This is a genomic window from Paenilisteria newyorkensis (assembly GCF_000766145.1).
Lineage (GTDB): Bacteria > Bacillota > Bacilli > Lactobacillales > Listeriaceae > Listeria_A > Listeria_A newyorkensis.
In genome coordinates this window covers 223,032-243,620 of record NZ_JNFB01000039.1, presented here as the reverse complement: position 1 = coordinate 243,620, position 20,589 = coordinate 223,032, and the positions used below count along the sequence as shown (strand labels likewise).

General features: G+C 42.3%; 22 protein-coding genes, 1 pseudogene and 1 riboswitch. Of the genes and pseudogenes, 16 read left to right on the top strand and 7 right to left on the bottom strand.

Annotation, left to right across the window (positions count from 1 at the left end):
- Positions 1 to 77: 77 nt before the first annotated feature.
- The 6 genes from EP58_RS13215 to EP58_RS13190 form a co-directional block, all read right to left on the bottom strand.
- Positions 78 to 473 (bottom strand): hypothetical protein, encoded by a 396-nt coding sequence (locus EP58_RS13215; RefSeq protein ID WP_036094120.1) that lies wholly within the window; start codon positions 471 to 473, stop codon positions 78 to 80.
- A 150-nt stretch (positions 474 to 623) separates the two neighbouring features.
- On the bottom strand, positions 624 to 1,070 hold the full coding sequence (locus tag EP58_RS13210; RefSeq protein WP_036094118.1) for a hypothetical protein: 447 nt from the start codon (positions 1,068 to 1,070) through the stop codon (positions 624 to 626).
- A complete protein-coding gene (locus tag EP58_RS13205; RefSeq protein WP_036094115.1) occupies positions 1,057 to 1,563 on the bottom strand; it encodes a hypothetical protein in 507 nt (168 codons plus the stop codon). The genes EP58_RS13210 and EP58_RS13205 overlap by 14 nt, the downstream gene beginning before the upstream one ends.
- A 28-nt stretch (positions 1,564 to 1,591) precedes the next feature.
- Positions 1,592 to 2,035 carry a hypothetical protein gene (locus EP58_RS13200; protein ID WP_036094113.1) on the bottom strand — a complete coding sequence of 148 codons (444 nt, stop codon included), beginning with the start codon at positions 2,033 to 2,035 and terminating at the stop codon, positions 1,592 to 1,594.
- A 67-nt stretch (positions 2,036 to 2,102) separates the two neighbouring features.
- Positions 2,103 to 2,561 carry a hypothetical protein gene (locus EP58_RS13195; protein WP_036094109.1) on the bottom strand — a complete coding sequence of 153 codons (459 nt, stop codon included), beginning with the start codon at positions 2,559 to 2,561 and terminating at the stop codon, positions 2,103 to 2,105.
- 67 nt (positions 2,562 to 2,628) lie between these two features.
- Positions 2,629 to 4,851 (bottom strand): glycoside hydrolase domain-containing protein, encoded by a 2,223-nt coding sequence (locus tag EP58_RS13190; RefSeq protein ID WP_052171455.1) that lies wholly within the window; start codon positions 4,849 to 4,851, stop codon positions 2,629 to 2,631.
- A gap of 262 nt (positions 4,852 to 5,113) precedes the next feature.
- Between EP58_RS13190 and EP58_RS13185 the strand changes: the two genes are divergently transcribed.
- The 7 genes from EP58_RS13185 (at position 5,114) to EP58_RS13160 (ending at position 11,932) form a co-directional block, all read left to right on the top strand.
- Positions 5,114 to 6,154 (top strand): aspartate-semialdehyde dehydrogenase, encoded by a 1,041-nt coding sequence (locus EP58_RS13185; RefSeq protein WP_036094106.1) that lies wholly within the window; start codon positions 5,114 to 5,116, stop codon positions 6,152 to 6,154.
- 28 nt (positions 6,155 to 6,182) lie between these two features.
- Positions 6,183 to 7,406 carry an aspartate kinase gene (gene dapG / locus EP58_RS13180; protein WP_036094104.1) on the top strand — a complete coding sequence of 408 codons (1,224 nt, stop codon included), beginning with the start codon at positions 6,183 to 6,185 and terminating at the stop codon, positions 7,404 to 7,406.
- A gap of 4 nt (positions 7,407 to 7,410) precedes the next feature.
- Positions 7,411 to 8,292, top strand: a complete 882-nt coding sequence (gene dapA / locus EP58_RS13175; protein ID WP_036094102.1) for a 4-hydroxy-tetrahydrodipicolinate synthase — start codon at positions 7,411 to 7,413, stop codon at positions 8,290 to 8,292.
- Positions 8,293 to 8,310: 18 nt separating this feature from the next.
- Positions 8,311 to 9,981, top strand: a complete 1,671-nt coding sequence (locus tag EP58_RS13170) for a ribonuclease J (protein ID WP_036094098.1) — start codon at positions 8,311 to 8,313, stop codon at positions 9,979 to 9,981.
- A gap of 66 nt (positions 9,982 to 10,047) precedes the next feature.
- Positions 10,048 to 10,311, top strand: a complete 264-nt coding sequence (locus tag EP58_RS17370; RefSeq protein ID WP_124892536.1) for a hypothetical protein — start codon at positions 10,048 to 10,050, stop codon at positions 10,309 to 10,311.
- Between the two features lie 379 nt (positions 10,312 to 10,690).
- Positions 10,691 to 11,341 carry a DUF4352 domain-containing protein gene (locus EP58_RS13165; protein ID WP_036094097.1) on the top strand — a complete coding sequence of 217 codons (651 nt, stop codon included), beginning with the start codon at positions 10,691 to 10,693 and terminating at the stop codon, positions 11,339 to 11,341.
- Positions 11,342 to 11,407: 66 nt separating this feature from the next.
- Positions 11,408 to 11,932 (top strand): GNAT family N-acetyltransferase, encoded by a 525-nt coding sequence (locus EP58_RS13160; protein WP_052164864.1) that lies wholly within the window; start codon positions 11,408 to 11,410, stop codon positions 11,930 to 11,932.
- A 31-nt stretch (positions 11,933 to 11,963) separates the two neighbouring features.
- Here EP58_RS13160 and EP58_RS13155 read toward each other — a convergent pair whose 3' ends face one another.
- Positions 11,964 to 13,565, bottom strand: a complete 1,602-nt coding sequence (locus tag EP58_RS13155; RefSeq protein WP_036094093.1) for an ABC-F family ATP-binding cassette domain-containing protein — start codon at positions 13,563 to 13,565, stop codon at positions 11,964 to 11,966.
- 427 nt (positions 13,566 to 13,992) lie between these two features.
- Positions 13,993 to 14,100: riboswitch (TPP riboswitch) on the top strand.
- Positions 14,101 to 14,179: 79 nt separating this feature from the next.
- Here EP58_RS13155 and thiT point away from each other — a divergent pair.
- From thiT to EP58_RS17890, 9 genes and pseudogenes are all read left to right on the top strand, one after another.
- On the top strand, positions 14,180 to 14,740 hold the full coding sequence (gene thiT, locus EP58_RS13150) for an energy-coupled thiamine transporter ThiT (RefSeq protein WP_036094090.1): 561 nt from the start codon (positions 14,180 to 14,182) through the stop codon (positions 14,738 to 14,740).
- A gap of 32 nt (positions 14,741 to 14,772) precedes the next feature.
- Positions 14,773 to 15,240 carry an energy coupling factor transporter S component ThiW gene (gene thiW / locus EP58_RS13145; protein WP_236637250.1) on the top strand — a complete coding sequence of 156 codons (468 nt, stop codon included), beginning with the start codon at positions 14,773 to 14,775 and terminating at the stop codon, positions 15,238 to 15,240.
- Positions 15,241 to 15,678: 438 nt separating this feature from the next.
- Positions 15,679 to 16,863: a betaine/proline/choline family ABC transporter ATP-binding protein gene (locus tag EP58_RS13140; protein WP_036094088.1), complete on the top strand. Its 1,185-nt coding sequence runs from the start codon at positions 15,679 to 15,681 to the stop codon at positions 16,861 to 16,863.
- An 18-nt stretch (positions 16,864 to 16,881) separates the two neighbouring features.
- Positions 16,882 to 17,535 carry an ABC transporter permease gene (locus tag EP58_RS13135; protein WP_036061955.1) on the top strand — a complete coding sequence of 218 codons (654 nt, stop codon included), beginning with the start codon at positions 16,882 to 16,884 and terminating at the stop codon, positions 17,533 to 17,535.
- A gap of 15 nt (positions 17,536 to 17,550) precedes the next feature.
- Positions 17,551 to 18,471 carry an osmoprotectant ABC transporter substrate-binding protein gene (locus EP58_RS13130; RefSeq protein ID WP_036094087.1) on the top strand — a complete coding sequence of 307 codons (921 nt, stop codon included), beginning with the start codon at positions 17,551 to 17,553 and terminating at the stop codon, positions 18,469 to 18,471.
- A gap of 15 nt (positions 18,472 to 18,486) precedes the next feature.
- Positions 18,487 to 19,158 carry an ABC transporter permease gene (locus tag EP58_RS13125; protein ID WP_036094086.1) on the top strand — a complete coding sequence of 224 codons (672 nt, stop codon included), beginning with the start codon at positions 18,487 to 18,489 and terminating at the stop codon, positions 19,156 to 19,158.
- Between the two features lie 70 nt (positions 19,159 to 19,228).
- Positions 19,229 to 19,732, top strand: a complete 504-nt coding sequence (locus tag EP58_RS13120; RefSeq protein ID WP_036094084.1) for a kinase — start codon at positions 19,229 to 19,231, stop codon at positions 19,730 to 19,732.
- A 79-nt stretch (positions 19,733 to 19,811) separates the two neighbouring features.
- Positions 19,812 to 20,000 (top strand): annotated as a pseudogene (locus tag EP58_RS17895) (metalloregulator ArsR/SmtB family transcription factor); the annotation flags it as partial.
- A 138-nt stretch (positions 20,001 to 20,138) separates the two neighbouring features.
- Positions 20,139 to 20,549, top strand: a complete 411-nt coding sequence (locus EP58_RS17890; protein WP_052164879.1) for an SRPBCC family protein — start codon at positions 20,139 to 20,141, stop codon at positions 20,547 to 20,549.
- The last annotated feature ends 40 nt before the right edge of the window (positions 20,550 to 20,589 follow it).

Below are 20,589 nucleotides of genomic sequence, written 5' to 3'. Positions count from 1 at the left end.
CTTTACTTGGCTAATTTGCCATTTTTAATTTTTTTGCATAATAGTTTGAAATTATTCATGGTTTATACTAAATAGGGTTAATTCCACTCACCTAATTCACTCGCAACCATCTGAATAATTCGGTTTTGCATATTATATGCAGTTCGTCGGCTTACGTGGATTTTTTGTGCGATGCCTTCCATTGTTGTGTTGGAGTTGGTGCGCCAATATCGTAGTTTAATGAATTCTTGGTATGGATCACCGAGCGAGTTCAGATTACGGATGACATTTTCTATACATCGGACTACGGTTGAAAGCCTTTCAATTCTAATGTCCAGATGAAGCGTGTTGTAGGTAGGGGACTGCGGATTTTTCTCGTGTTGTAAGTATTTTGTTAACTCATTGATACGTTCTATCATTTGGGGATAATTGATAAGCTCATGCTCGATATAACGATAAATTTCTTTCGGCATGGTTTTAGTTGCTGTTGTCATATTATGACCTCCATTCATCTTTAATATAGCTTCATTATACAACGGATTTCACGTCCAAACCTGTCTGAAATCGCCCATCTTTATTTTTATTTTAGACAGCAAAAAAGCATCGGTAAGCGCTGATATAATAGCGTTTATCGATGCTTTAATTTAGAAATTAATGACTGCATTTTGTAATTCTTTTAGGTAACGTTTTTTCAGAATGGTCCCGATGACTTGGACAATTCGATCGTATTTTCGTCTGCGATGGGCCAATATGACATGTGTATTAACTGGTGGACTATAGGCAACTTGAAATAATCTAAATTCGACTACTAAGAGTAAGATGATTGCCGTAAAGGAAAGCCAAGTATTTGTTTGATATAAGAATATAAGATAGATGACAGACATTCCTACAAACGAATACATAAAAATTGACTTAATATGTGAATAGGGTGTGAGAGACATTGTACCAGAAAGATATGCTCTTAGGTGCTCCAAATCTTCTAGTGGCATTTCTTCTAAGACTTCGGTTAACATATTCTCGTCATCTGCATGCTTTTCAATAGTGGAGAATTGCTGAGAAAATTTCATATGTTCTGATTTAGATATTTTCAAGAAAATGCGCCTCCTGTGATTTTCTTTCAGAGTTGTCGGTAGAGGCGAATTTATCTACGGTATTTTGCAATTCCTTTTCATAACGACTGTTTAGGATGATATCAGCGAGCGAAACAATACGATCAAATTTAGCTCGATTATAGGCAAGTTTTACATGCTGACGAATGGGTTTTCTGGCAAAAAATAGACGGATAAAGCTTAATAGACAATATACAAATAAAAATTCGGAAAAGGTGGACATGAAAAAATTAGTTTGGTACATATTATAAATAAAAATCATCATGCCGGAGACAAAGGTTCCTATGATAATCTCACTTTGTCTAATGAATGCGACTCGCGTACCGCTTCCTGAAAAATAGGTTTTCACTTTTTCTAGTTCTGTTAGAGTCAGTCTGTTTAGCGCATAGCAAATGGCTTCAATATTATCTGCTTGTGCGATTAAACCAACTAAAAGTTTTGTGAAGTTATCTAATTCGGTTTTGGATGCTTTCATTTATGTACCTCCTTGGGTGTGTGGTAAATCAAGATTTCATACTATTTTTTCGTACTTCTGCGTAACGTTCGGCTAAGATAATATCAATGAGGCTCACAACACGATCATATTTACCTCGGGCATAGGCTAACGATACGCTTGTCTTAACTGGAAAAGTCAGGGCTGTTCTGAATAATTCAATGACACAAGCTAGTAGAAACATAAACGCAACAACAGCTACAAAGAAATACTCTTGAAACATGTTGAGGATAAAAATCATCATACCTGCTATAAAAGAACCAATAATTACTGCTCTCAGTTGATGAAATGATGTTCTTGTACCTGTTCCGGAAAAGTAGGCTTTAGTTCGTTCTAGTTCTTCCAGTGACAAAGAATCTAATGTTGCGTTTAATGTCGTGATATCATCAGCTTGTTCCTTAACGGTTGAAAGTAGCTTGGAAAATGGCTCTAAGTCATTTTTTATAATTATCAAGTGGGTGACCTCCTGTTGTAAACTACATCACAAGTATAGTATCTATGGGTGATGAGAATAATTAATTTTATTTAAAATCAGAGGGAGTTTCTAAAGCGTTTTGAAAATCTTCTCTATATCGTTCATCTAAAATAATAGCTGTCAAACTGATAATTCGATCATACTTACCTCTGTTTATTGCAATTTCCAAAAAGGATTTTGTAGGGGCTTTTAAAGTGGAACGGAAGAAGATTAATATACATGCTAATAAATAAGCGATTCCAAGGAAAAAAACTAGTAATTCTGCTTGGAATTTTACGAAAAAGAACACGGTCATCCCAGAAATGAAGGAAGCCATAGAAATTTGCAGGAATGTTTTTGAAAAGGTTCGAACACCACTTCCTGAAAAATATGATTGCACACTCTCTAGTTCTTCGGTACTTAATTGGTTCAAATTATAAAGCATTGTTTTTATATCGGATGAATCGTTTTCAAGAAAAGTTACCAGCTGTGCGAGTTTAGTTAACTCAAGTTTAGATGTTTCCAAAAATTTGACCTCCTTATGTAAATTAAAAATCTACATCCATTATACAACGGATGTAGATTTAATAGTATTATTTAGTAGATGATTTGTCTAGAAAATCTTTAATTAGAAGGCCAATTCCTACTAGACCAATTACTATGGGTGCCAGCAAACCTCCACCAAATACACTAACTCCATATAATGCGTACACGAATGCGGCCACTGCTCCGGTTTTCCAAACACCATCAGTTACTGTGCTTGTGATGGCATCCCATTGTGAATCTAAGTCTTTGTTTTTGTTATCAATGATAAGCGTTATACTCATAGAAGCATTTGTTTTGTATTTATCTGTAACTTCAATTTCTGGTACATTTGCAATAATTGAAACAGTTATAAAATCTTTCGCAGGGGACCATTTTATAGTAATGTCTCCAAGGACAACTTTTGCTGCTAAATCTGCAATGAGTTTTTGTGTGTTCTCAGATTCTTCGGATGATAGGGAGCCAGTCCAGTTTGCTAATTCTTTTTCAAAAGAAGCACTGACTTTTCCATCTTTTACAGATACAGTTGTGCCACCGTCACCTGGGTTAATTAGCTTTGCACTAGCTTTAAATGTAACAGCAAGATTTGGAGAAATTACACGCGAGTTAATTTTCTCTAATTCTAGTTCAAATGTAACTTTATCATCGACTAGCGCGGCCAAACTCGAATTTCCATACAACACATCACGAATCCTCATCAAACGTGCACGGTTAATCGCGGCGGAACTAGGTGTATCGCTCACTGGTGGTGGGGTCACGACGGAAACGGCTTTGTCTGCGCCGGAATACGTGACTTTATCGATGTCTAATTTTCCGTTGCCTGTGCCGATTGACATTTCGAAATATTGGTCGAATGCCCAGTCGTCAGGTATCGGGAAGCCTAGGTTGCCGCTGAATCCGGTGGACATGTCGGCAACGAAGACGTTATCGACGAGGCCTGCGTTTTTCAGGCGACTACATACATTGCGGGCTCCGTAGACGCCGATTTGGTAGGAACGCAAATCTTGATTTTGCTTGAATGCGGCGCGTAGGTTTTGGAAGTAGGGTATGATTAAATCTGTAATTTGATAGTCGTAGGCGTCGAGATCAACCGCGAAATAAATCGTTGTTCCTGCTGGGAAACCGAGATTGTATGCGGCATCAATGGCTTTATAGCCGTCGCTAATGCCTTGAAGTGGGACCTCGAAATATGGGATTTCATAGCCGCCATCTTGATAGATTGGGAAGATTTTTAGGCCTTTTTTCAGGATTGCTGCGATTTCTGTTTGGTTCATTGCTTTCGGAACTCGCACGCCGCCGCGGATGACATTTCCTGTTAAATAGCGGCCAACGTAGCGGTAACCGGCATTCCATAAGGTATCGATTTGGTCGGTATTCAGGACATAAGAGGTATCGCAGGCAGTCGCGCTTCGGTTCGTATCGCCAGCACTCGATAGCAGCGCTTTGAACGTGCCCATATTAATCGCGCCAGTCGTGATGCTCATTTTCATAAATTCTTGATAGCGCTTCACCAGATTCGTCGTTTCTGCATCGTATGTGCCACTAAATTGATTAATTGGCAGGCCGTTACACGCGAGACTGTATTGCAAAAGTAGAACGAGCGCCTTGTTCGATGTAAAAGTAGGGATCAGATTTGTCAGATTGGTCGTCGTTCCGGGCCCAAAATTACCGTTCGCCGTCGTGCGCGCCATACCTTCTTCTTTTTGAAGGGCGTAAATCAGCGAGGTGTTCGTGTCGCGGCCGTATAAACCATCGCACGGAACGAGTGCACCAATCCAAGCGCTGTAATCTCGATTTAGATTTTGCTGAACGGTGCGAACGGCGATATTGCCACCGCTTACCGTCTGGAATGCGCTCATGTTAAGCAGGGATTTCATAATAATTGTCGATACAACACCATCTTGCGTCGCGAGTCCGGCGTCTTTTTGGAACATTTTAACGGCGATTTGCGTTTGTCCACCGAATATACCAGTGAAACCGCCCGGGCTGTAGCCTTTGCAGTAGAATGCGCCTTGCAGAATATAGTTGATATTGCTCGGTTTGGCGTCACTTGCTCCGATTGTCAGCGGCTTGAATGCTTTCTCCGTTCCCGGCCCGAAATTATCCGCGGTAGGTGAGATGCCAAGCTCGATTTGAAGGGCGCGCGTTAACGCATACACTGTCGTCCATCCTGTTTTCCCGTTCTCAGGAATCGTTTGATAATCGCCTTTTGCGATATAACCTTGATATGTTTTGTTCAACCAACTTTGTACTGTTTTTACCATTTCATCCATTGTTGCCAACTCCAATTCTCTATTTATGTTTGTCTTACAAGAACTATTTTATAATGAAAAATCATGCGTAAAATGCAGAAAAAATGCAAACAGGTTTTCAGCTAGGATAAAAATTTTCAATTTCTCCTCAAAATCCCGTGCAAAAACCTGATAATTACCGCTTTTTATGGTATGATAAGTTAAATGTGAAAAAACGAAGTCCGAGGAAGGAGCACTGTTTTCCTTTTTCGACAAAATATATCAAATCCAAGGGGGAAATAGAATGACAAAAAGTTATCACGTAGCCGTTGTTGGTGCGACTGGCGCTGTTGGGACTCAAATGATTCAATTACTGGAAGATGTGACGTTTCCGATAAAGGAAGTTTCGTTTTTATCTTCGGCGCGTTCTGCTGGTAAAAAATTGACGTTCCGCGGGGAGGAAGTCGTGATTAAGGAAGCGACGCCTGAGAGTTTTGCGGGTGTGGATATCGCTTTGTTTAGTGCTGGCGGTTCTATTTCTGAGCGTTTTGCGAAAGATGCTGTGGCGCATGGTGCGATTGTGATCGATAATACGAGTGCGTTCCGGATGCATCCTGATGTGCCGCTGGTTGTTCCTGAGGTGAATCCCGAGGCTTTGCGTGATCATAAGGGCATTATTGCGAACCCGAACTGTTCGACGATTCAAATGGTCGCGGCGCTGCAACCGATTCGTGCGGCTTACGGCCTAAACCGGATTATTGTGTCGACTTATCAAGCCGTTTCTGGTTCTGGTATTCAAGCGATTGAGGAGCTCCAAATGCAGTCCCAAGCCATTTTGAGTGGGGAAGAGTTTACGCCTGCTGTGATGCCGGTGAAGGGTGACAAGAAACATTTCCAAATCGCGTTTAATGCGTTGCCACAAATTGATGTTTTCACGGATAATGACTATACATACGAAGAGATGAAGATGGTCAATGAAACGAAGAAAATCATGAGTGATGCGTCGATGAAAGTAGCCGCAACGTGTGTGCGTATTCCAGTTATTACGGGCCATTCGGAGTCTGTTTATATTGAAGTGGAGCAAGATAACGTGAAGGTTTCTGAGATTCAAGCGCTTTTACGCAACGCTCCTGGTGTTGTTTTGGAAGATGATACAGCGAACCAAGTTTACCCACATGCAGCGAGTTCGGCTGGCAAAAAAGAGGTTTTCGTAGGGCGTGTTCGTCACGACTTAGACGATTCGAAAGGGTTCCACATGTGGATCGTATCGGATAATTTGTTAAAAGGTGCCGCTTGGAATTCGATTCAAATTGCTGAATCTTTAATCGAACAAGAAATCATCTGAAAAACGCGAAATAATTGAGGTGTAACGAATGAAAATTATCGTGCAAAAATTTGGTGGGACTTCCGTTCAGAACGAGGAGTCCCGCCAGCTTGCATTTAATCATTTACAAAATTCGATCGATCAGGGCTATAAAGTGGTCGTCGTTGTTTCGGCAATTGGCAGGTTAGGCGATCCATATGCGACGGATACGCTGTTAGAGCTGATTGGCGCGAAGGAAACGCGGTTGTCGTTACGCGAACAAGATATGTTGCTTTCCGTCGGCGAAACGATTTCTACTGCCGTATTTACCAACATGCTTTTGGAGGCTGATATCAAGGCAACGGCGTTTTCAGGCGCGCAAGCTGGTATCCGGACGTCTGGCGAGTATACGGCGGGCAAAATTTCCGAGGTTGACGTGACGCGTTTGCGTGAAACATTGGAGACGGTGGATATTGTCGTTGTGGCTGGTTTTCAAGGAAGCGCGCCGAATGGTGATATTACAACGCTTGGCCGTGGTGGGAGCGATACTTCTGCCGCAGCGCTTGGCGTCGCACTTGCCGCTGAACGAATCGATATTTTTACGGACGTCGACGGCATGTATACGGCTGATCCGCGCATCGTGAAAAATGCGCGTTCGTTGCCGACTGTCAGCTATAATGAAGTGAGCAACATGGCTTATCAAGGCGCCAAAGTGATTCATCCGCGCGCTGTTGAGATCGCGATGCAAGCCAAGATTCCGCTTCGCATTCGCTCGACCTATTTGAAGGGTGAGGGTACGCTGGTAACATCGCAAACCGAGGTCAGTGGTCGCTTTGACGTGAAAGAACGCCTTGTTACGGGGATTGCGCATGTGACGAACTTGACGCAGCTTCGTGTTAAAACGGATAATGTGCATACCCAGCAGAAAGCTTTCGCAATTTTGGCTGAGGCAAGTATCAGTTTAGATTTTATCAATATATCGACAAACGAGATCGTGTTCACCGTGCCCGAACGAAAGCGAGAGCATGTGTTGACACTTTTAAAAGAAGCATCCTACGAGGCAGAAACGACCGAGAACTGCGCGAAAGTCTCCATCGTTGGCGCCGGCATCGCCGGTGTTCCAGGAGTTACCGCCAAAATCGTGTCCGCCCTGTCCGCGAAAAACATCGCTATTTTGCAGTCTGCAGATAGTCATACAACGGTTTGGATTCTAGTTGAAGAAACCGATTTAATCGCCGCCGTGAACGCACTTCATGACGAGTTTTGTATTGAAAATGAGTTGGAGGAGGAATAACATAATGGATTTTGGAAAAGTAGTGACAGCAATGGTGACGCCGTACAATTCCGAGAAAGATAAAGTGTGCAAAAAAAGGATTCATCGCTTAGTCAACCACCTCATTGAAAACGGGTCGGATGGACTTGTAGTAGCGGGGACGACGGGTGAATCTCCAACGATTTCGCATGAAGAAAAAATCAAGCTGTTCAAACAAGTTGTGGAAACAAACCAAGGTCGCGCGAAAATCATTGCAGGGACGGGTTCGAACAACACGGCAGAAACGATTACCTTCACGAAAGAAGTGGAAGAAATCGGCGGAATTGACGCGGTTTTGATCGTGGCGCCTTACTATAATAAGCCAAACCAAGCTGGACTTTACGCCCATTTTGCGGCCATTGCAGAGGCGACGACGTTACCAGTTATCATCTATAACATTCCGAGTCGTTCGATTGTGAATATTGAGCCAGAAACGATTATCGAACTGTCCAAAATCGAGAACATCGTCGCGGTTAAAGAATCCAGCGGTAATTTTGACAATATCACGAAAATTATTGCAGAAACTGGCGATGATTTCGCGGTGTATAGTGGTGATGACAGCTTCACGTTGCCAATTTATGCGCTTGGTGGGGCTGGTGTTATCTCGGTTGCGAGTCACGTTATCGGGCCTGAAATGCAGACGATGCTTCGCGCTTTTGATGAAGGCGACACGAAAAAAGCTGCAGAGATTCATGGCAAACTCGTACCGTTAATGAATACGCTATTCATCGCGCCAAATCCAACTCCAGTGAAACATATGGTCAACAAACTCGGCGTTGACGTTGGGCACGTACGCTTGCCACTCGCGCCGTTAACAGAAACAGAGATAAAAACCATCGAAACAGTATTCAAAAATTATTTGAAATAAGAGGAAGGAGGAATAACTTTGACAATTAAAAAAGCAAAACACATTAAGATTATCCCACTTGGCGGTGTTGACGAAAGTGGAAAGAATTTATACGTGGCAGAAGTGGATGAATCTATTTATATTATGGATGCAGGTTTGATGTTCCCAGAAGACGAACTATTGGGCATCGACGTCGTTATTCCAGACATTAAATACTTAGAGGACAATCAAGACCGGATCGAGGCTATTATCCTTACGCACGGTCACGAAGACGCAATCGGAGCTTTGCCGTACATTCTTGCCAAAATTAAAGCACCAATTTACGGTACAGAACTGACTATTGCGCTCGTTAAAGCTGCTTTAAAAGAACACAAAAAAGTTCGCTTCAATGACTTCCATATTGTTGACGAAAAATCGAAATTATCGTTCCCGAATGTGGACGTAGAGTTTTTCCGTACAACGCATTCGATTCCTGATTCCGTGGGGATTGTGTTAAATACAAGCGAAGGCGCGATTGTCTACACCGGCGATTTCAAATTCGACCAATCCGCAAAACCAGGATATGAAACGAGTCTAGGACGCATCGCTGAAATCGGCGAAAAAGGAGTTCTCGCTTTACTATCCGATAGCTCTGAAGCGGAACATGCTGGCGCTACATCCAGTGACAGCCTTATTGACGAAGAGATTCGCCACGCTTTCCATTCCGCGCCAGGTCGCGTTATCGTCGCGTGTGTCGCCTCTAATTTGGTTCGTTTACAACAAGTTCTTGACGCATCATTCGCGACAAACCGCAAAGTAGCAATTGTCGGGAAAGAATTAGAACGCGTTTTTGACATCTCCGTGAAATTAAACAAGATTCAGCTACAAAGCGAAGATCTCGTTATTCCACTAAAAGAAGCGAAAAAACTGCCACAAGACAAGTTAGTTATCATCGAAACAGGTAATCTCGGAGAACCAATCCAATCGCTGCAACTGATGACACAAGGCAAGCATCCAAAAGTAAACGTCGAAAAAGGCGATACCATCTACATCACAACAACGCCATCGCCGTCATCCGAAACGATTTTGTCGAAAACGATTGATATGCTGTACAAAGCGGATGCAACGGTACTAACGATGAACCGCGATTTATTCGTATCTGGTCACGGTAGTCAAGACGATTTAAAATTAATGCTAAACTTAATGAAACCAAAATACTTCATCCCAGTTCACGGCGAATACCGCATGTTGATTGCTCACGCGAAATTAGCGTACCAAGTCGGCATTCCGAAGTCAAACGTATTTGTAGCTGGAAAAGGTGAAGTTATCGAATATAAAAATGGCCGCATGACCGCTGGAAATCGCGTTTTTGCAGGGAACACATTAATTGACGGACTTGGAGTGGGAGATGTAGGGAATATCGTATTACGCGATCGTAAATTGCTATCCGAAGACGGCATTTTCATCGTCGTTGTCACATTGAACCGCAAATCCAAAGCCATCATCTCCGGACCAGAAATTATCTCACGCGGGTTCATCTACGTTCGCGAATCCGAGCATTTACTTGAGAAATCCTCCGAAGTAGTGACGAAGATTGTCGAGAAAAACCTACAAGACAAAGAATTCGAATGGGCGAAGTTAAAACAAGACATCCGCGACCAACTGAACCGGTACTTGTTTGAACAAACGAAGCGCAGACCGATGATATTGCCGATTATAATGGAAGTATAGTGAAAAGTTGAAACGGCCCGTTTAGACCCGAAAAAATTTGTTAGGTGCCTCCGTAAAAGTCCTCTTTTGACTTTTACGGAGGCACCGAAATTTCCGAGAGGCTATTTAAAAGGAAGGCAGTTTCATTACATTCAACTGCATATTGAGGTTCTAACAAAGCAAACGACGCTTTCTAAGAACCACAACAAAGCTAGATCTGGAAACAGTGATACGTCAAAAATCGGCGCGTTCCCGCAACCCGTGATTGCTAGGTTAGGGAGAACTACTGGATTATTATTAGTTTGGTTCTTGAAGGTAGATCGGGGGCGTGGAACAGGATGCTGGGCATGATTGAATGCTTTAAAACATGGCGTTTCAATATTTGAGTTGTGATGGTTCAGTGCTTGGCGGATAAGAGCCACTGATGGATTACATGCTCACTGCGTTCTCATGCATATTGAGGCTCTAAATCGGCAAATGATGCCTCATAAGAGCCACAACATAACACCCACAACAAAAAAACGTCGCTTTAACTCCAAATTCCAAGGAGCTAAAGCGACGTTTTCCATGAATAAATATCCTGCAAAGACTAAATTCGGCGGAGTATGCTTTATAAGAGCTACTGAAGGATTACCTGCTCGCTGCGCTCTCATGCAGTAAAAGATGCTTTATAAGAGCTTCAACATATGTTATAGTACAAGAATAACAATCAAGCAAGGAGAGTTAAAACATGGCCATTTGGTTAACATTACTGGGTTTTGCATTTCTAGCGTTCATCGTTGGACTCATCATGCTATTCGCCCAATCTAAACGCAAAATTGGAATTTACGTCGTGAGTGGCGCGAGTCTTATTATTATCGCTTCCATTATCGGCATATTTATCTCATTCGGTAACTATACTAAGCTGCAGCAACAAGTCGCAACGTATTCCTCTGACAGCAAGAATGGCAACACGAAATCAGAGGGAAAAGAAACATACAACGTGAACTGGCACAACAATGCTGACGGTATGGATAAGAAAATTTCAACGGTCGCCGTCGAGAAAAAAGTGGTTCACTCGACAATGGAAGACAAAGATATGCCGGGTACATTAACGATCGCCATTGAAATCAAAAACAACACAAAAAATGAACTGCTAAGCTATCCGTTACAAGGCGAATTAACGACAGTCAACGGTCAGCAATTAGCGGCTGATATTATTCTATCAGATCTTATAGATGGCAAAATGAAGCCTGGAGCTACAATTAAAGGCACCATCGTGTTTCCGTTAGATAAATTGGACAAGGTATCGGACATTGAATGGTTCGAATTTTCATGGTCGACGTACAACAAGGATAAGTTACTCAAAAGTGATACAGGACGAATTAATTTGAAAAAATAGCAAATAGCGCTTTCTTATCTGGGAAACCTGGTGGAAAGTGCTTTTTTGTCTCGGGGAGGAAACTCGATGTATACAGTTCGGTTAGCTGAAATAGGAGACGCAGCAGAATTAGCTAAAATTCGGTTACAAATTGACGGAGAAACGGAAAATCTAGATAGGGAACAAGGCGAGGGTATCATTGATGAAGCCGGTTTTCGAGAAATAATACAAGTGGACACGGTCGCGCCAACCAACTTGTTTTTAGTAGCAGAACGAGCAGGAGAACTTGTCGGTTTTTCAAGGTGTGAAGGGACTGACCTTAAACGTTCCAAGCATAAAGTAACGTTCGGAGTGGCTGTGCTAAAAAATCATTGGGGTCAAGGCTTAGGCTCGGAATTACTCAGAAAATCAATACATTGGGCGGATGAAAATGAAATCCGAAAAATCACGCTCACAGTCCTCGAAACGAACCGTAAAGCCATAGATATCTACACAAAATTCGGCTTTGAAATCGAAGGCTGTCTGAAAGCGGATAAGAAGTTATCAGATGGAAATTATTACGATACGTATATCATGAGCAGAAACACAAAAGCAGTAGAACAGCCAACTTAGAGGCCATTCTACTGCTTTTTAAACGTATAGCTTACTCGGTTACATTCAATGCTTCCGCAAGATACTCATCATATGAAATTTCTTTATTGTAGAACTGATCTTTCGAAAGGTTGACGATACGAGTCGCGACACTTTGTAAGAACTGATGATCATGTGATGCGAAAATCATCGCGCCTTTAAATTGAATCATGCCGTTATTTAGCGCTGTAATGGATTCTAAGTCTAAATGGTTGGTAGGTTCGTCCATCAATAGTACGTTTGCGCCAGAAAGCATGTTTTTCGATAGCATACAACGAACTTTCTCACCACCGGAAAGAACGCGAACTTTCTTCAACACTTCGTCGCCACTAAATAGCATACGGCCAAGGAAACCGCGAAGGAAGGCTTCACTATCGTCTTGTGGAGAATATTGACGTAACCATTCTACAAGGTTTAGATCGTTTTCCTCGAAAAATTCCGAGTTATCTTTCGGGAAGTAGCTTTGTGTTGTTGTTACGCCCCATTTATATTCGCCTTCATCTGGTTCCATTTCGCCAGCAAGGATTTGGAAAAATACTGTTTTTGCAACTTCATCGTCACCAACAAGGGCAACTTTGTCATTACGATTGATGATAAAGCTAACGTTATCAAGCACTTTCACGCCATCAATCGTCTTAGAAAGATTCGTTACAGTAAGGAGATCATTCCCAACTTCGCGGTCAGGATTGAATTGTACGAACGGATAGCGACGGCTCGAAGGTTGGATGTCCTCAAGCGTGATTTTATCGAGCATTTTCTTACGGCTGGTTGCTTGTTTAGATTTCGAAGCGTTGGCCGAGAAACGTGCGATAAAGGCTTCCAATTCCTTGATTTTCTCCTCTTTCTTCTTGTTGCGGTCGCCCATCATTGTTTGCGCTAATTGGCTAGATTCATACCAGAAATCATAGTTACCAACATACAGCTTAATTTTGCTGAAATCAAGATCGGCAATATGCGTACAAACTTTATTTAAGAAGTGACGGTCATGGGAAACAACGATAACGGTATTCTCAAAGTTGATTAAGAACTCTTCTAACCAATGGATCGCTTTGATGTCCAGATGGTTGGTAGGCTCATCGAGAAGCAAGATGTCAGGTTTGCCAAACAGCGCTTGTGCTAGCAAAACTTTCACTTTGTCGCCACCCGTAAGGTCTTTCATTAATTTATCATGTAAATCGGTCGTAATACCAAGACCACTAAGCAAAACAGCTGCTTCTGGCTCTGCGTCCCAACCGTCAAGCTCTGCAAATTCACCTTCAAGTTCTGCCGCACGAATACCATCCGCATCACTGAAATCTTCTTTAGAATAAATCGCGTCTTTTTCTTCCATGATTTTGAACAATTGCTCATGTCCACGAATAACTGTTTTTAGAACAACTTCTTCATCATATTGGAAATGATCTTGCTTCAAAACAGTCAAGCGTTCGCCAGCAGGGATATGCACATTACCACTTTGTGAATCCAGCTCACCAGAAAGTACTTTTAAGAAAGTAGATTTACCAGCGCCGTTCGCACCAATCAAGCCGTAACAATTCCCAGGTGTAAATTTAATCGAAACATCTTCAAATAATTTTTTATCGCCAAAACGTAAAGATACATTATTTACAGTTAACATTTTCGTCCTCCCAAATTCGCGCGTTTTCAACTGAAATTTTCATATTGAATGCCAAAAACGCAATTACTCCTATTCTATCATGAATGAGCACGCAATGAAAGAGCAGGGGGCTGGACTTTCTAAAAATTGCTGTTATAATAAAACCAGATAAACAAATAAGTCGCCGAGATTACAAAACTTGGCTGGTTTATTTGGATATTTGATAGTTGTTATACTCTTTGAACGATAGATTGGGAATCTTTCTTTTGTTTTGGGATAGGTTCTAAATATCGCTTTACACAAATCGAGCGAAAGCGTTTGTATTCTGGTAGTTTCGAGGAAGCCGGAAGCGGAGCATACTGGTGTATGTGAGAACCGGAAGTCCGCGAAACTACCAGAATGCGAATGCTTGTCGCCGATTTATATCGAGTAAGCAACTATCTCGAGACGTTACCACAGGGGGGGCCTTGGCTGAGATTGATTCCTGATTTTTAGGATTCTGACCCTTTGAACCTGTTCGTTAATACGAGCGTAGGGATTGTGGCGAATGAAGTGGTATCTGATACATAATTTGACGATATGACTCCTTTCTTCTGCGGTACGTTTTTTACCAAAAAAAGAGAGGGGTATTTTTTATGCGTAATACGCGATTATTGACGATGTTAGAATGTGCTATATTTGCAGCACTAGCAATGGTCCTCAGTTTTATTCCGCTTGATATTGGATCATCTTTTTCGATATCTCTTGGTATGATTCCGATGTATATCATTGCGATTAGACGTGGCTTTTGGGCTGCTGGTTTTTCTGGATTATTGTGGGGGTTGCTTCATTTTGTGACAGGGAAAGCCTATATTTTGAGTCCGCTGCAAGGATTTCTAGAGTATATTGTAGCGTTTGCGTTTATTGCTTTTGCTGGTGTTTTTGCGGTACAAGTTCGTGGTTATCTGAAAGAGGAGAAGTTAGGCAAAGCGATTGGCTGGGCTTGGGGAACGATGGTTATTGGCGGCGTGGCCCGTTATTTCTGGCATTATCTTGCGGGTGTCTTGTTTTGGGGAGCTTATGCTTTCAAAGGTTGGTCCGCGCAATTGTTCTCAATCGTGATGAATGGTGCGAGTTGTATCGCAACGATTATCGTGGCAGGAATCATTGTTTCCATCCTGATGAAAATCTCACCGAAGCTGTTTTTACCTAAATAATCATGGTGCTAAAAAAATGGCTTTATACGGCGATGCTTATTGCGATTTCTTTTGTCGGAAGTAGTTTTATTTTTGTGCCAGTCGGCTTTGCAAAAATTGCTCCCGTGCAGCATTTGGTAAACTTGGTTAGCGCCGTGATACTTGGACCTGGATATGCTGTGGCGCAAGCGTTTGGCACCTCTGTACTGCGTAATCTATTCGGAACAGGCACAGTGTTTGCATTTCCTGGGAGTATGGTTGGTGCGTTGTGCGCGGGGATGCTCTACAAATATACGAAAAAGTTTTGGCTGGCTGCTGTCGGCGAAATTGTCGGAACGGGGATTCTCGGTGCTTTGATATGTTATCCGATTGCTCGATTATTTCTGACACAGCAAATGACAATCTGGGTGTTTATTCCGTCTTTCTTCCTGAGTTCTCTCATTGGAGCGCTGATTGGCTTTGCTATTCTCAGGAAAATGGATACTCGATTGAAACTCACGAATCGGTCATTATTCGACTAAAATGCCTTCATTTCAACATGTAAATCTTGTTTTTTATAAGAAATTTTAAAAGTTCCCTAAGTGCCTATGAGTAGTGCATTTGGTGGAGCTTTTTTCTATCTGAATAGGCACATATGAGGCGTGGGCGTTCGCTTTTTGATTTTGGTTACGTTATAATGGGGTTTAGAAAGGGCTGTGTTATTTGGAATAGGATCAACGTTTTGATTTCTTACTCGCTGTAACTGTGTTCTGATTATACAACCAGTTAAAAGTTGAGAAGCGCTAATTCCCAGCTTTTATTTCTTTTTATTGATAAGTTTTTCCATCGTATTTTCTTGCTCTATGAAATGTTTCGTTATAGACTGAGATGGGAATACATACGTCGTGGGTCAAAGGGGTCGTTGATTCAAAGCTTCACACTAGCGATTATGCTAGCTAATAAACTCGGAGGTGTCTAGATTGCTAAGATTTGAGCATGTTTCAAAAATTTACAAGGGCGGTAAAACGGCGGTCAATGATCTGAACTTAGATATTGATCGTGGCGAATTTATTTGTTTTATCGGGCCAAGTGGTTGCGGGAAGACAACAACGATGAAGATGATTAACCGCTTAATTGAGCCGACTAATGGCCAAATTTTTATTAACGATAAGGATATTATGAAGGAAGATCCGGTGAAATTGCGTCGGTCGATTGGGTATGTGATTCAGCAAATTGGCTTGATGCCACATATGACGATTCGTGAAAATATTGTACTCGTTCCGAAACTTTTAAAATGGTCGGAAGAGAAGAAAAATGAACGGGCACTGGAATTGATCAAATTGGTCGATTTGCCTGAAGAGTACTTAGACCGCTATCCATATGAGTTAAGTGGTGGTCAGCAGCAACGGATTGGTGTGCTTCGTGCGCTTGCTGCGGAACAGAATTTGATTTTGATGGATGAGCCTTTTGGTGCGCTTGATCCAATTACGCGTGATTCGTTGCAAGAGGAATTCAAGAATTTGCAACGGGAGCTTGGAAAAACGATTATTTTTGTTACGCATGATATGGATGAGGCTATCAAACTTGCGGATCGGATTGTGATTATGCGCGGTGGCGAAATCGTTCAATTTGATACGCCAGATGAGATTTTGCGAAATCCGGCTGATAAATTTGTGGAAGACTTTATTGGGAAAGATCGCTTGATTGAGGCGCGTCCGAACGTGACGAATGTAGAGCAAATCATGAATAATACGCCTGTTTCGATTACGGCGGACAAATCACTGCAAGCGGCGATTCAACTGATGAAGGAACGCCGTGTGGATACGCTACTTGTGACGGATGATCAGAACGTGTTGAAAGGGATTATTGATGTGGAAGCTATCGAGCATAATCGCCGAACTGCGACATCGGTTGTTGATATTTTGGATAAAAATGTTTTCTACGTTCGAAAAGATGCGCTATTACGCGACACGATGCAACGTATTTTAAAACGCGGGTTCAAGTATGTCCCGGTTGTGGATGAGAAAAACCGCTTAGTTGGGATTGTGACGCGCGCAAGCCTTGTGGATATTGTTTATGATTCCATTTGGGGCGATTTAGAAGAAGCTGCGGCGGAACATGCCGAAGTGACGAAAGAGCTTGAAAAAGAAGAAGTACACGAATAAAATAGGAGGTTATTTTTAATGGACGCGATAACGCAATTTTTCCAAGACAACGGCCATGACCTGCTAGTAAAAACGTGGGAACATCTCTATATTTCGCTATCTGCGGTAATTTTGGGGATTGTTGTGGCTGTACCGGTGGGCATTTTGTTAACACGCTCGCCAAAAATCGCTAATTTTGTAATCGGGATTGTTAGTGTGTTACAAACAGTGCCGTCGCTTGCAATCTTGGCTTTTATTATTCCAATTCTAGGCGTCGGTAAAATACCAGCGATTGTGGCGCTATTCATTTATTCGGTGCTGCCAATCATGCGAAACACGTTTATCGGTGTTCGTGGCGTGGACAAAAATTTGATTGAATCGGGACGTGGCATGGGGATGACATCTTGGCAACTCGTCAAAAATGTCGAACTTCCTAACTCGATTTCCGTCATTATGGCAGGTATTCGTTTATCCGCCGTATACATCATTGCTTGGGCAACACTTGCCTCATACATTGGTGCAGGCGGGCTCGGTGACTTTATCTTTAACGGATTGAACTTATATCGTCCAGATTTAATTCTCGGCGGCGCGATTCCGGTTACGATTTTGGCGCTGTTAGTCGAATTTTTCCTAGGCAAATTAGAAGTTCGGATTACACCAAAAGCAATTCGTGCTGCAAAAGAGAATATGTAGGAGGGACAGTAAAAAATGATGAAAAAAAGACTCAAACTTGCTACTGTCATCCTGCTTGGCGTATCTCTTTTATCGGCGTGTGCCTTGCCAGGACTTGGCGGTAGCACAGATGGCACGATTAAAATTGGGACTATGTCTACAACAGAATCACAGATAGTAGGTAATATCGTAAAACAAATGATTGAACACGATACAGATTTAAAAGTTGAAATGGTAAACAATCTCGGTTCTTCCGTCGTGCAACACCAAGCGATGGTAAATGGCGATATTGATATCTCGGCAACGCGTTACACGGGGACTGATTTGGTAGGTCCGCTTGGCGAAGAGCCGCTAAAAGATCCTGAAAAAGCACTGAAAGCCGTGCAAAAAGGTTTTTCCGAGCGCTTCGATCAATATTGGTTTGATTCGTATGGTTTTGCGAATACGTATGCCTTTATGGTGCGTCAAGATACCGCGAAGAAATACAATTTAAAGACGATTAGCGATATGCGCGCGGTAGAAGATCAGCTTGTTGCGGGTGTCGATAACTCGTGGATGGAGCGTGCCGGTGACGGTTACAAAGCGTTTTCCAAAGACTATGACATCACATTCAAGAAAATTTTCCCGATGCAGATTGGCTTGATTTACACGGCTTTGAAAAACAATCAGATGGACGTCGCGCTAGGTTACTCGACAGACGGCCGAATTCCGACGTATAATTTGGTTGTATTAGAAGATGATAAGCACTTCTTCCCGCCGTACGATGCTTCACCAATGGCTACAGATGCTATTTTAAAAGAACATCCAGAGCTGAAAACAACGATTAACAAATTGGTTGGCACGATTTCCACGGAAGAAATGCAAAAACTGAACTACCAAGCAGATGGCGAATTAAAAGAACCGTCGATCGTTGCAGAAGAATTTCTAAAAAAACATAATTACTTTGAAGATAAATAAGGAGGTGTCGACAAAATGGATACATTTTCACAACTCATTGACTATTATCAAACCAACGCAACATACGTGATGGAAGCATTCTGGCGGCATTTCTTGATGAGTGCTTACGGCGTTATTTTTGCAGCGATTGTGGCGATTCCACTCGGGATTTATATCGCTCGCAAGAAGAAATTAGCGGGCTGGGTCATCCAAACCGCGAACGTGATTCAAACGATTCCTGCTTTGGCTTTACTCGCGATGCTGATGCTCGTGATGGGACTCGGAACAAACACAGTTGTCCTTTCACTATTTCTCTATTCCATTTTACCGATTCTGAAAAACACCTATACAGGGATTCAAAATGTAGACGGTGCGCTACTTGAATCAGGAAAAGCGATGGGAATGACTAAATGGCAAGTGTTGCGTATGATTGAAATACCGCTGGCGCTTTCCGTGATTATGGCGGGGATTAGAAACGCCCTTGTCATCGCCATTGGAGTAGCAGCAATCGGGACATTCGTTGGTGCAGGCGGGCTCGGCGATATCATTGTTCGTGGAACCAACGCGACAAACGGAACCGCGATTATTCTAGCTGGAGCGATTCCAACCGCACTGATGGCCGTTATGGCGGACGTGTTACTTGGCTGGGTCGAACGCAAACTAAACCCAGTGAAGAATAAAAAGAAGAAATTTGCGGAAGTACTATAACGACAAGCGAACTATCATCCTTAACGGGTGGTGGTTCGTTTTTGATTAGAAAATCATAGGAGGAAACCCGATGGAAACAAAACTACTTATTATTCGTGGAAACTCAGGAAGCGGCAAAACAACGATCGCGAACGAATTGCAAAAAAAGCTAGGTCCAGGAACACTACTCGTTTCGCAAGACACCGTTCGGCGCGATATGCTACACGTAAAAGATCGCCAAGGAAACCCGAGCATCGACCTCATTCGAATCATAGCTGAATATGGAAAACACACATGCGAATATGTCATCGTAGAAGGCATACTTGGCAAGGCGATTTATCAGGAGATGCTTCACGGGCTTATCCACTTTTTCAATCATAAAGCAGACGTTTATTATTTCGATTTACCATTTTCAGAGACTATAAAAAGACACCGAACAAAAGCAAACGCACACGAGTTCGGAATCGAAAAACTAGAAGAATGGTGGCTTAGTGACGATTATCTAGGTGTGGAAAACGAGATCATTCTCCGTGAAAACCTCTCCGAAGAAGCGATAATAAGCCTTATTCTAAAAAAATGCCAAACAAAAAGTTGACATGTCACCATATGGTGTCGTATAATGAAAATGACAACAAAAGGTGTCCTATTTTCCGAAAAGAGAAAAGGTGGTGTGTATGCTTAGCGATAAAGGCCAAGTGAGGGATGTCTATGACGCTGTTGCCGATCCAACGAGGCGAAAGATACTTCAAATGCTGACAGATGTGGAAGAATTACCGTTATACGAGATAACGGTTCATTTTCAAATGGGTCGTACAGCCGTTTCTAAGCATTTGGCTATTTTGAAAGAAGCCGATCTTGTAGTGGCGCGAAAAGTTGGTCGTGAAACCAGATACCGGTTAAATGCCAAGCCACTGAAAGAAATTCAAGATTGGGTATCGTACTATGAAAGTTTTTGGAAAGAACGAATGTTTAAACTAAATCAATTATTGGAGGAACAAAACATGAAACCAGATGTATCATTAGATTTTCAATTCACAAGCTCGGTAGAAAAAGTATGGCACGCGTTAACAGACTCGGATATGCTCGCAAAATGGATTTGGAATAACGATTTTAAAGCGGTTGTTGGTCACAAATTCCAATTCCGCGCAGAACCATCCGAATGGTGGGACGGCATTGTCGATTGCGAAGTGCTGAACATCGATGAGCCAAATTCTATCACATACACGTGGGCAAGCGCTGGCGAAACAACGACAGTAACGTGGACATTGACAAAAAACGCAGATGATACGGTACAATTGAAGTTAGACCAAAGCGGTTTCAGTGAAGAAACGAAAGCGCGTCAAGGTGCGATCCAAGGCGCAACATATGCATGGACTGAAATGGGTAATAAACTCGGAACGGTTTTAGCATAAGGTTGGGCAAAAGAGTGCAATTCTGAAATGGGATTGCGCT